The 12,521-nt window shown below is 40.4% G+C and carries 11 protein-coding genes; 8 read left to right on the top strand and 3 right to left on the bottom strand.

The features are described from left to right. Position 1 precedes the first annotated feature (1 nt). Positions 2-1,603 carry a xylan 1,4-beta-xylosidase gene (gene xynB, locus OTK50_RS00610; protein ID WP_224224293.1) on the top strand — a complete coding sequence of 534 codons (1,602 nt, stop codon included), beginning with the start codon at positions 2-4 and terminating at the stop codon, positions 1,601-1,603. 143 nt (positions 1,604-1,746) lie between these two features. Here xynB and OTK50_RS00605 read toward each other — a convergent pair whose 3' ends face one another. Next, positions 1,747-2,901 carry a xylose repressor gene (locus OTK50_RS00605; protein WP_032875010.1) on the bottom strand — a complete coding sequence of 385 codons (1,155 nt, stop codon included), beginning with the start codon at positions 2,899-2,901 and terminating at the stop codon, positions 1,747-1,749. A 263-nt stretch (positions 2,902-3,164) separates the two neighbouring features. Here OTK50_RS00605 and xylA point away from each other — a divergent pair, with 263 nt between their 5' ends. The 5 genes from xylA to OTK50_RS00580 all read left to right on the top strand — a co-directional run bounded on the left by xylA (position 3,165) and on the right by OTK50_RS00580 (position 9,475). Continuing rightward, positions 3,165-4,502, top strand: a complete 1,338-nt coding sequence (xylA, locus tag OTK50_RS00600) for a xylose isomerase (RefSeq protein WP_224224294.1) — start codon at positions 3,165-3,167, stop codon at positions 4,500-4,502. Between the two features lie 3 nt (positions 4,503-4,505). Next, positions 4,506-4,640, top strand: a complete 135-nt coding sequence (locus OTK50_RS00595) for a hypothetical protein (protein WP_266121819.1) — start codon at positions 4,506-4,508, stop codon at positions 4,638-4,640. Beyond that, positions 4,637-6,136 (top strand): xylulokinase, encoded by a 1,500-nt coding sequence (xylB, locus tag OTK50_RS00590; protein WP_224224295.1) that lies wholly within the window; start codon positions 4,637-4,639, stop codon positions 6,134-6,136. The genes OTK50_RS00595 and xylB overlap by 4 nt, the downstream gene beginning before the upstream one ends. A gap of 174 nt (positions 6,137-6,310) precedes the next feature. Next, a complete protein-coding gene (ppsA, locus tag OTK50_RS00585; protein WP_045207483.1) occupies positions 6,311-8,908 on the top strand; it encodes a phosphoenolpyruvate synthase in 2,598 nt (865 codons plus the stop codon). Between the two features lie 315 nt (positions 8,909-9,223). Further along, positions 9,224-9,475 (top strand): hypothetical protein, encoded by a 252-nt coding sequence (locus tag OTK50_RS00580; RefSeq protein WP_007611667.1) that lies wholly within the window; start codon positions 9,224-9,226, stop codon positions 9,473-9,475. Here OTK50_RS00580 and OTK50_RS00575 read toward each other — a convergent pair. After that, the gene (locus OTK50_RS00575; RefSeq protein WP_003154037.1) at positions 9,447-9,545 is read right to left on the bottom strand and encodes a YjcZ family sporulation protein; all 99 of its coding nucleotides are present in this window, start codon (positions 9,543-9,545) and stop codon (positions 9,447-9,449) included. The genes OTK50_RS00580 and OTK50_RS00575 overlap by 29 nt on opposite strands. Before the next feature lie 514 nt (positions 9,546-10,059). Beyond that, positions 10,060-10,380, bottom strand: coding sequence for a hypothetical protein (locus OTK50_RS00570; RefSeq protein ID WP_239033825.1), 321 nt, complete (start codon positions 10,378-10,380; stop codon positions 10,060-10,062). Between the two features lie 453 nt (positions 10,381-10,833). Here OTK50_RS00570 and OTK50_RS00565 point away from each other — a divergent pair, with 453 nt between their 5' ends. Continuing rightward, positions 10,834-11,019, top strand: coding sequence for a hypothetical protein (locus tag OTK50_RS00565; RefSeq protein ID WP_003154035.1), 186 nt, complete (start codon positions 10,834-10,836; stop codon positions 11,017-11,019). Positions 11,020-11,596: 577 nt separating this feature from the next. Then, positions 11,597-12,511 (top strand): helix-turn-helix transcriptional regulator, encoded by a 915-nt coding sequence (locus tag OTK50_RS00560; protein ID WP_224181744.1) that lies wholly within the window; start codon positions 11,597-11,599, stop codon positions 12,509-12,511. Positions 12,512-12,521 lie beyond the last annotated feature (10 nt).

Below are 12,521 nucleotides of genomic sequence, written 5' to 3'. Positions count from 1 at the left end.
AATGAAGATTATCAATCCAGTACTTAAAGGATTCAATCCCGATCCGAGTATTTGCAGGGTTGGAGAGGATTATTATATCGCTGTATCTACATTTGAGTGGTTTCCGGGAGTCCAGATACACCACTCAAAAGATTTAGTCAACTGGCAGTTGGTTGCACATCCATTACAGAGAGTATCGCAATTAGACATGAAAGGAAATCCTAATTCAGGCGGGGTCTGGGCGCCATGTTTAAGTTACAGTGACGGAAAGTTTTGGCTGATTTATACGGATGTTAAGGTCGTAGATGGCGCCTGGAAAGATTGTCACAATTATTTAGTGACTTGTGACACGATTACTGGTGATTGGGGGGAGCCGATCACATTAAACAGCTCGGGATTTGATGCTTCTTTGTTCCATGATACGGATGGGAAAAAATATTTATTAAATATGTTATGGGATCAGCGTATTGATCGGCACTCCTTTGGAGGCATTGTCATGCAGGAATATTCTGATGAGGAGCGAAAACTAATCGGTAAACCGAAAGTGATATTTAAAGGAACCGAAAGAAAGCTGACAGAAGCGCCGCACCTTTACCGTATCGGGAACTATTATTATTTATTAACCGCAGAAGGAGGAACGCGGTTCGAACATGCTGCTACAATTGCCCGTTCTGCAAATATTGAAGGCCCATATGAAGTTCATCCTGATAATCCAATCTTAACGTCATGGCATGCGCCGGAAAATCCGCTGCAAAAATGCGGACATGCATCCATTGTACAAACACATACAGGCGAGTGGTATTTAGCTCATTTAACGGGACGTCCCATTCATCCGGACGATGATTCAATTTTTCAGCAGAGAGGATATTGTCCTCTGGGCAGAGAAACAGCTATTCAAAAGCTCTATTGGAAAGATGGCTGGCCATATGTAGAAGGCGGAATAGAAGGGAGCTTGGAAGTGGATGCGCCTTCTATACCAGAAACAATGTTTGAAGACACGTATCCGGAAGTTGATGAATTTGAGGATGCAACATTAAATATTAATTTTCAAACGTTAAGAATTCCGTTTACGGAGAAATTAGGGTCATTAACTCAAGTACCAAATCATTTACGATTATACGGCCATGAATCCTTAACTTCGACATTTACTCAGGCATTTGTAGCCAGACGCTGGCAAAGTCTCCATTTTGAAGCGGAAACGGCTGTTGCGTTTTATCCGGAAAATTTTCAGCAAGCCGCTGGTTTGGTGAACTATTACAATACAGAGAACTGGACGGCTCTTCAAGTCACGTATGATGAAGAACTTGGCCGTATTCTTGAATTAACGATATGTGATAACTTTTCTTTTTCACAGCCATTAAAAAATAAAATTGTGATTCCTCGTGAAGTCAAGTATGTCTATTTAAAAGTGAATATTGAAAACGAAAAATATTATTATTTGTATTCATTTAACAAAGAAGATTGGCACAAAATCGACATTGCATTGGAATCGAAAAAATTATCAGATGATTACATCCGCGGCGGGGGATTCTTTACAGGAGCTTTTGTAGGGATGCAATGCCAAGATACGAGCGGTCATCATATTTCGGCCGACTTCAGATATTTTCGTTATAAAGAAAAATAATTAGCACATGAAAAAGGAGATTTCTATTTTAGAACTCCTTTTTCATATTAGAAAGTGCCTATGTCAGTATTGATTCAGAAATACGCCTAGAATAAAAAAACCCATCTTTAAAGATGAGCGTAAAACATAGAAGTATGTACATTTCAGTTATGAACCATGTCGAGAAAATGATCAATAACAATGGAGGACATTCCTAGAGCAGGGGCATTTTTTCCTAAGATAGATGGTAATAATTCATAGCTATTGTCTAGTTGGGAATAAACCCTGGATGACACTTCACTTTTAATTGAATGTAAAACCATAGGATGCGATTCAATGATGCTGTTTCTTAAAATGATGGCTTGCGGATTAAATGTATTTAAAATATTGGTCAGGCCTATTCCTAAATAGAAACCAAAATTCTGTAATGCCTGTAAAGTTCCAACATCATTTAGATGGGCGAGGTCTATGATATCTTGGCTGGACACTTTTTTCTCTTTCGTCTGAAGAGATGTTACTAAAGCCTTCTCTGAAGCATACAATTCCCAGCAGCCTCGGTTTCCGCAGCTGCATTTAGGACCCTTAAAGTCTATTGTCATATGTCCCATTTCTCCAGAGAATCCGCCAACCCCTCTATATAAATGATTGTTGATCATAACGCCGATCCCTATCCCTGTACCGATACTTGCATAAATAATGTTATCGTGATTTTTTGCAGCACCAAATACTTTTTCTCCATATGCGCCGGCATTTGCCTCATTTTCAATAAAAACGGGCACATTGAACTTTTCTTGGATGAAAGATTTTAAGTCAATATCTCTCCAGTTGGAGTTAGGAGCGAAAACAATTTTTTGATTTTTGTCAATCAGCCCAGGCGCGCATATCCCTATACCAATAAGACCGTATGGAGATTGCGGCATATTTGCAATAAAGTGATGAATCATCTCAATTAAAATATCTTTAGTGATTTCTGGAGAATTGCATTCCAAATGATGGTGTTGATCAAGGACGATCGTCCCTTCAAGATCTGTTAAAATGCCATTAACATAATCCACGCCAACATCTATTCCTACGGAGTATCCTGCTTTTTTATTAAAAACAAGCATGACGGGTCTTCTGCCGCCGCTTGATTGTCCCTGACCGATTTCAAATACGAGGTTTTCTTTCATTAATGTGTTTACCTGTGACGAAACAGTTGATTTATTTAATCCGGTCATTTCAGATAATTTTGCTCTTGAAATAGGAGAATTCTTAAGTATTTCGTTTAGTAATAACTTTTGGTTAACTTTTTTGACAAAGGCTTGATCAGCGATATCCACTTCATCCACTCCATTTGTATAATCTTTAAATTAAGTTGAACGTTCTGTGTTATCGTGCGAAACGCAGTACATAGCGAATCCAACCTTTATTATATCTAATGTGTTCGTAAAAAACTAAAAAAAATATTGAAAATACTGATGAGGTTATATAAGATGAAAATAAGTTAGTTTGTTTGGGCAACAAACTAATGTGCAACATGACATAAAAGCATCTGTATTTGAATGATCATGTTTAGAATTTATTTTTAAGGGGGAAATCACACATGGCTCACTCTCATTCCGGTTCAGTCAACTATTTTGAAAGCGTAAACAAAGTGATTTACGAAGGGAAAGAATCCACGAATCCTTTAGCATTTAAATACTATAATTCTCAAGAAGTAATTGGCGGAAAAACGATGAAAGAGCATTTGCGATTTTCTATTGCCTATTGGCATACATTTACCGCTGACGGCACAGACATTTTTGGCGCAGCTACGATGCAGAGACCGTGGGATCACTATAAAGGCATGGATCTGGCGAGAGCGAGGGTAGATGCAGCGTTTGAGCTGTTTGAAAAACTGGATGCGCCATTTTTTGCTTTTCATGACCGGGATATCGCACCGGAAGGAAGTACGTTAAAAGAGACAAATCAAAATCTGGATATAATCGTGGACATGATAAAAGACTACATGAGAACCAGCGGCGTTAAGTTATTATGGAATACTGCAAACATGTTTACGAATCCCCGTTTCGTCCATGGTGCGGCGACTTCTTGTAACGCAGATGTATTTGCGTATGCCGCAGCCCAAGTAAAAAAAGGATTAGAAACAGCAAAAGAGCTTGGCGCCGAGAACTATGTATTTTGGGGCGGACGTGAAGGGTACGAAACTTTGTTAAATACCGATTTAAAATTTGAGCTTGATAATATGGCCAGATTTATGCATATGGCAGTGGATTATGCGAAGGAAATCGGGTATACAGGGCAGTTTTTGATTGAACCAAAACCAAAAGAGCCGACCACCCATCAATATGATACGGACGCAGCAACAACCATTGCCTTTTTAAAGCAATATGGCTTAGACAATCATTTTAAATTAAATCTCGAAGCCAATCATGCCACATTAGCCGGGCATACATTCGAACATGAATTACGCATGGCGAGAGTGCATGGCCTTCTTGGCTCTGTTGACGCGAATCAGGGTGATCCGCTTTTAGGCTGGGACACAGATGAATTTCCGACAGATTTATATTCTGCGACATTAGCCATGTACGAAATTCTGCAAAATGGCGGTCTTGGAAGCGGAGGATTAAACTTTGACGCAAAGGTCAGGAGATCTTCTTTTGAGCCTGATGATTTACTATATGCCCATGTTGCAGGGATGGATACATTTGCAAGAGGGTTGAAAGCCGCCCACAAATTAATCGAAGATCGTGTGTTTGAAGATGTGATTCAACACCGTTACCGCAGCTTTACTGAAGGGATTGGTCTTGAAATTACAGAAGGAAGAGCTGATTTTAAGACACTTGAGCAATATGCGCTAAACAATCAGCCAATTAAAAACGAATCAGGGAGACAGGAGCGGTTAAAAGCGATATTAAATCAATACATTTTACAGGTATAACAAATGAAAAAAGAAGCTCCAGATCCCGCTGTGAAAGATGCAGGCAGCCAAGTTCCCGGAATTGCCCGTCATGAAGTTACTGTTATGGCGGACCATTCCAATGGGGATCTATTTAGAGAGGAAGGAGTGAAAAAATGAAGTATGTCATTGGAATAGACCTTGGAACGAGTGCCGTTAAAACCATTTTAGTCAATCAAAACGGCAAGGTTTGTGCAGAAACGTCCAAAAGTTACCCGCTCATCCAAGAGAAGGCGGGATATAGTGAGCAAAATCCTGAAGACTGGGTGCAGCAAACAATTGAAGCATTGGCTGAATTGGTTTCGATATCCAACGTTCAAGCCGGGGATATTGACGGGATTAGCTATTCAGGACAAATGCATGGGTTAGTACTGCTTGACCAAGATCGGCGGGTGCTGCGTCATGCGATTCTTTGGAATGATACCAGAACGACGCCTCAATGTAGCAGGATTACCGAGACATTTGGCGATCATCTGCTTGATATCACAAAAAACCGTGTCCTTGAAGGGTTTACATTACCTAAAATGTTATGGGTGAAGGAACATGAGCCTGAACTTTTTAACAAAACCGCTGTTTTTTTGCTTCCGAAAGACTATGTGAGATTCCGCATGACTGGCGCCATTCACACCGAATACTCCGATGCGGCGGGAACGTTACTTTTACATATGACCCGCAAAGAGTGGAGCGATGAGATTTGCAATCAATTTGGTATTTCAGCGGAAATTTGTCCTCCGCTTGTTGAATCCCATGACTGTGTAGGATCGCTGCTTCCGAGCGTTGCGGCGGAGACTGGGCTGTTGGAAAAAACAAAAGTGTACGCCGGGGGAGCAGATAATGCTTGCGGTGCTGTCGGAGCCGGTATTCTTTCTTCCGGAAAAACATTATGCAGTATCGGAACGTCAGGAGTCATACTTTCCTGTGAAGAAGACAAAGAAAGGGACTTTAAAGGGAAAGTGCACTTTTTTAATCATGGAAAGAAGGATTCTTTTTATACGATGGGAGTCACGCTCGCTGCAGGGTACAGCTTGGACTGGTTTAAAAGAACGTTTGCGCCGAACGAATCGTTTGAACAATTATTGCGGGGAGTGGAATCTGTTCCGATAGGAGCAAATGGACTGCTGTACACTCCTTACTTGGTCGGTGAAAGAACGCCGCATGCTGATTCATCTATTCGGGGAAGCTTGATCGGAATGGACGGAGCCCATAAAAGAGAGCACTTTTTGAGGGCGATAATGGAAGGCATCACATTCTCTTTATATGAATCAATTGAGCTATTCCGTGAAGCGGGAAAATCAGTTGATACGGTTGTCTCTATTGGCGGGGGAGCTAAAAATGAAACGTGGCTTCAAATGCAGGCTGATATTTTCAATACGAGGGTGGTTAAGTTAGAGAATGAACAAGGTCCCGCCATGGGGGCAGCGATGTTAGCTGCCTTCGGAAGCGGGTGGTTTGACTCTCTTGAAGAATGCGCAGAGCAGTTCATTCATGAAGCAGCTGCATTTTATCCAAAAGAAAAAAATGTTCAAAAATATAAAACACTATTCGAGTTGTATAAGAACATTTACGTTCACACAAAAGATCTCAATACAGCTTTAAAGAGCTTTCGACAAAAATGAAGAAAGAACCTCGCCAAATTGGCCAGGTTCTTTTTATATTGCACAAAAACAGACACGGTGATATAATCAGAACACGCGCGCTTTCTGTGTGAAAAGTCATAGATATCCACCTTATATTATGATTATATCATGCTGAAAAGCTCTTGTCAAATTTTTTTGAAGGGGAGATATAGAATGAGTTCTTTGGTTCTCGGCATTCACGAAATTGAAAAAACACAGCCTTTGCTCGTTGGAGGAAAAGGGTTACATTTAGGGGAATTATCAAAAATTCAAGGAATACAAGTACCGGAAGGATTTTGTGTCACAACCGCAGGATATCAAAAAGCCATTGAACAAAACGAAACGTTACAAACGCTGTTGGATCAACTGACCATGCTGAAAGTGGAGAATCGGAATCAAATTGGTGAAGTCAGCAAAAAAATCCGGCAAACCATTATGGAAGCAGAAATTCCTTCAGATGTAGTCAAAGCAGTTGCTTGCCATCTCTCCCGGTTCGGCGAAGAACATGCCTATGCCGTACGTTCCAGTGCGACAGCTGAGGATTTACCGCATGCTTCTTTTGCCGGTCAACAAGACACCTATTTAAATATTACCGGGGTCGATGCGATCTTGCAGCATATCAGTAAATGTTGGGCGTCCCTATTTACGGATCGCGCGGTCATTTACCGTATGCAAAATGGGTTTGATCACAGCCAAGTTTATTTATCCGTTATCATTCAAAGGATGGTGTTCCCTCAGGCTTCGGGGATTTTATTTACCGCTGATCCGATGACCGGAAACCGAAAGCTGCTGTCCATCGATGCCGGTTTTGGACTTGGTGAAGCACTTGTCTCCGGCTTAGTCTCTGCCGATTGTTATAAAGTACAGGACCGGCAAATCGTCGATAAGAGAATAGAAACTAAAAAATTGGCAATCTATGGACGAAAAGAAGGCGGAACGGAAACACAGGAGATCGCTCTTGATCAGCAAAAGATTCAAACACTGACTGATGAACAAATTTTACAGCTGGCACGTATCGGGAGACAGATCGAAGCTCATTTCGGCCAGCCGCAAGATATCGAATGGTGTTTGGACCGCGATACTTTTTATATTGTCCAAAGCCGGCCGATCACAACGTTATACCCCGTTCCTGAAGCGAACGATCAAGAAAATCACGTCTATATCTCTGTTGGTCATCAGCAAATGATGACGGATCCCATAAAACCCCTTGGATTGTCATTTTTTCTGTTGACGACTGCTGCACCCATGCGTAAAGCCGGCGGAAGGCTATTCGTTGATGTCACACATCAACTGGCATCTCCTACTGTCAGAGAAGTTTTCTTAAAAGGCATGGGGCAGCACGATCCGCTCTTAAAAGACGCACTTATGACCATAATAGAGCGAGATGATTTCATTAAGCCGATACCTGATAAAACGGCACAGATTCCCGGCAAAGGCAATGCAGATATGCCGGATCAAGCTGAGAACGATCCGGCAATTGTTTCTGATTTGATTAAGAGCAGTCAGGCATCGATAGAAGAGTTAAAACAAAACATCCAGACGAAATCAGGATCTGATTTATGTCGTTTTATTTTGGAAGATATCAAGGAATTAAAGAAGATTTTATTTAACCCAAAAAGTTCGGTGTTGATTCGAACTGCAATGGATGCTTCATCATGGATTAACGAAAAAATGAACGAGTGGTTAGGTGAAAAAAACGCAGCAGATACGCTTTCTCAATCTGTACCCCATAATATTACCTCGGAAATGGGGCTTGCGCTTTTGGACGTCGCCGATGTGATCCGCCCTTATCCAGAAGTAATTGCCTATTTAGAGAATGTAAAAGATGATCACTTTTTGGATGGGCTGGTGACGTTTGAAGGCGGGCGGGAAACCCGTGACGCTATCTATGCTTATCTCAGCAAGTACGGAATGCGATGTGCCGGAGAAATTGATATGACAAGAACTCGATGGAGCGAAAAACCAACTGCACTTGTCCCTATGATTCTTAATAATCTCAAAAACTTTGAGCCAAATGCCAGCCAGCGGAAATTTGAGCAAGGGCGGCAGGAGGCATTGAAGAAAGAACAAGAGTTATTAGACCGATTGAAGCAATTACCGGATGGTGAACAAAAAGCCAAAGAAACCAAACGAATGATCCGCATCATCCGGAACTTCAGCGGGTTCAGAGAATATCCAAAATACGGCATGATCAGCCGCTACTTCGTTTATAAGCAGGCTTTACTGAAAGAAGCCGAACAACTCGCAGAAGCGGGCGTTATTCATGAAAAAGAGGACATATACTATCTCACTTTTGAAGAACTTCAGGAAGTCGTACGCACACATAAATTGGATTACCAAATCATCAGCACACGAAAAGGCGAGTACCAAGTATATGAAAAACTATCTCCGCCGCGTGTTATCACATCTGACGGTGAAATCGTTACAGGCGAGTACAAACGAGAAAATCTCCCGGCCGGTGCGATTGCAGGGCTGCCCGTTTCCTCGGGAGTCATAGAGGGGCGGGCACGGGTTATTTTAAACATGGAAGATGCCGATTTGGAAGATGGGGATATATTAGTTACCCCTTATACTGATCCCAGCTGGACACCATTGTTTGTATCCATAAAAGGCCTGGTCACTGAAGTTGGCGGACTGATGACCCATGGAGCGGTTATCGCGCGTGAATACGGCTTACCTGCAGTTGTCGGAGTTGAAAATGCAACCCAATTGATAAAAGATGGGCAGCGAATACGCGTTCATGGAACAGAAGGCTCTATTGAAATATTATAATAGCGGGGGTGTGCAGCACGTCACCAGATATTTCCCGCATTTTAACTAAAAAAGACCGGAACCTCTTAAAGGAGGAATCCGGTTTTTTTTTATGTGAAAATGACTTGATGTGTGAACACCGTATTTTGTGGGCGGACCCTTTTTAAATGAGTGTGGAAGGCCGCTAAGATACCAAACAAATAAGATTCAGTGACTAAATCTAACGAATGACAATTTTATAAGGGTGAGTAATATCCTTTTTAAGTTCACAACATCTGTAATCCTGATGAATTAAAAACGCCTTAGTTTTTTAACAACTATTTAGGGGTTTTGTTCATGAACAAGTTTTTATTCCGAATTGGATTATTCGCCTCATTCTTCATAGCGGCAATATTGGCGCAGGCAGGGGAGGAAACTCTACCGCTTACCAGAGCAAAAATAAAAAATGGTTATCTTAGATGGATTTTTTTAAAAAGTAAAAACGCCATAAAACTTCTTATGGCGTCTGTCCGAACTAAGGGATGCAATGTTTGGGAGACGAATATAAATCGTCAATGTGCTAGAAAAGGAATGCAGCACCTACAATGATTAACAAAATGAACAGCACAACGATCAATACGAAAGAACTTCCACCGTAATTTCCACCGTAGTTCCCCATATTATTGCCACCTCCTGTTGTTAGGATAGTACATAATATGCCGGACGATAAATTTCGACATAGATTTAAGTCTAAATAAGAAAAAATGGATGTTATGTCTAAAATGAAGAGCTTCTAAGAATATAAAATAATGGGAAAGTTAACTGAAAGAGGGAAATGGATTGGACGGTTTGCTGTTTAAAGAGGAGGGATATGGCTAAACATGCAATGAAACTGTGTATGAAAGTGGTGAGCCATGAAGCTACTTCATCATGCAGAGCCACATACGAAGAGGTACAGGGAAATTATAGTTAACGAAAATATTCATCATTTCCCGGGCAAGCGCAGTATACGACAAATCAAAACAAATCACAAAGGGACGGAAGGTACGATACAAGGAGGCTGCTTGCGGGTATGTGGTGCAGATAAAGTTTCCGTTTCAAAAAGGTCATATGTTTATTCCAAACTTTACGTTTATTCCTGCAGAATGCTTGTAAAAGAAAGTCGGCAAAACTGCCGACTTTCCTAACGGAATTTAGATCTCAACAGATCTAAAGAAACCATCGACACTATCACCGGTGCCGCTATCATATTTCAGGATGTATTCTCCTTTTTGGTTAACGCTGAATTCCTGAATGAACGTTTTCCCCGCATTTAATGTCGTAGAGGATAAGAGTGTATTCCCATTAGGATAATTAATGGTGAATTTGAAAGATTTGCTGCCGTCATTCGCAACCAAAACTCTGATTTTTCCTGGAGAGCTGCCTTGATAGTTGAATGAAACCTTACCGGTACCGCCAGAAAAAGGCTGACAGACAATATACGGAGCGTCACATGACCAACCAGCAGGTTTCATAACTTTATCTGGATTTTGCAAGGATTTTGCAGAAACATCTGCAGTCCCCCATTAATGGAATTAACCCAAAAGCAAGAGCGCCGGCAATAATTTTCTTTTTCATTCGTATCGCTCCTCTTAATAGTGAATGTGATACAGCTATAAATTTACAATATTTATAAAATAATTCCTTATTTTTCAAATTGAGAGAAGAAGAAAAAATTTTAAGAGGACAAATAAATGTCACAAATTTAATCTATACACTGCAGTAAACTGGTCAAAGCATGAAGATGATTTCACTTAAAATGAAAAAGCGGCCTATTGGGTGGGGTATATTTGTAGGCAACGATGACCGGGGCGGCTGCGGATCAACTGAAACGAAGTATATTCCCAGGCAAGGAGTATTTCTTTAACCTGAAACTTTTATAAAGCATTAACGTATTACTTTATAAAGGTAAATAAGGAGGCTTCTGAATGGGATTAAAAAATTTCTTTAATACTGAGTTAAAATGCTCTATCTGCGGAAAAACATTAAAATCAGGGGATGAGATAACAGCTTATCTTACACTTCCGAGTGAGAAGAAGATGCCTGTGGGGAGAATGGACAAAGTGTTAAGCAAACACTCTGATAAGGTCTGCTGTAAAAAGTGCAGTGAGTAGGTTTTTAGTGTTATGAGGAACCTCTGGCGGGTTTCCTCATAACAAATATCAACCAATTAAATTAGAAAAAAGCGAAATTGTGATGATTAAAGTAGATAAAGAACTGAGGGATACCAAAGGGATCATTTTTCGTTTACTTTGCTTTTTTGAAGGTTTGTTTAGCTCGTGGATCACTGCACCCCATAAAAGCATGGATGCTAAAATGATAAGACTCATATGTAACAACACTCCCTTGTTTTTATGAATTTTACCATATTTATCACAAGGATGTCGATAGAACGAACATCTCTATAAAAAGAAGATTTTTATCTTAAATTGGGCCTCAAATTACTCAGTGAAGATGAAGCTGTATACATAAGCAAAGGTTCAACAGGCGTTTTATTGAATATCAAATGAAGCGATAGAAGGGTTTATCGGGGTCGCAAAGTATAAAGTATATGGTAATTCGCGTATTAATGCGGTTAGGTGGAAAAATTAAGCTTTCTGCGTGGTTTCTTGAAGTGACAGGAGGTGAGCGGCATAAATGTGTCAGAGCTAAAAGAGCACTTCCAACCCTAATAAGGAAAGGAATTGAGAATTGAAATTAGAACGTTTGTTATCAATCATATTCAAGCTCTTACATAATGAAATTTTATCTGCTTCCAGTTTAGCTGATGAATTTCAAGTATCAACGCGGACAATTTATAGAGACATCGAAGCGATTTGTGCAGCTGGAATACCAGTCGTTTCATACCAAGGGGCTAACGGCGGTTTTGGGATAATGAGAGGATACAAATTTGATAAAAGTTTAATCGGTTCTCATGATGTATTGAATTTAATTACAGTATTAAGCAGTTTGTCGAGTGTTTTTGAAGATAAGGAAGTTGAACACACGATAGATAGATTAAAATCTCTGGATACAAGCGAAAGCAGCAGGACTTTGTATGTTAACTTGGAAAACCTTAGAACAGAACCGAATTCATTAATCCGGCTGCGAAAAGCTATACAGGAAAAAAAGGCAGTACGCTTTGATTATGTCAGTAATAAAAATGAATTTACCTCACGTGAAGTAGAACCTATCCACCTTCATTATAAGTTTCGTAATTGGTATGTATATGGCTTCTGCAGAGAACGTCAAGACGATAGAGAATTTAGAGTATCACGTATGATGAATATAACGCTTACTCAAGAAGAGTTTTTGCGCAGTCACAAAGTGAAAGATGAACCATCTTATTCAGAATCCAATGCGGAAGGGTTTGAGGATGTTGTCATTTGGGTTGATCCCAATTCTCTGGCAAAAGCTTTAGATCAATTTCAGAACGCGTCTAAAGTCATGAACAGTGATGGAAGTATGACGTTTACCATTTCTGTTTATCAGCCTCTTCATGCCGGATGGCTTATATCAATTCTCTTAAGTTTTGGCAGCGGAGCTAAAATGATAAAACCGGTGCAGCTGCAATCAAAATTAATCGCTGAAGCCAAAAAAATAATGAAAGTTTATCAAGATGTATGACGATCTGCTG

The organism is Bacillus sp. NEAU-CP5, from assembly GCF_026420705.1.
Taxonomy (GTDB): Bacteria; Bacillota; Bacilli; order Bacillales; family Bacillaceae; genus Bacillus; species Bacillus velezensis.
This window is presented reverse-complemented; position numbering and strand designations above follow the sequence as displayed.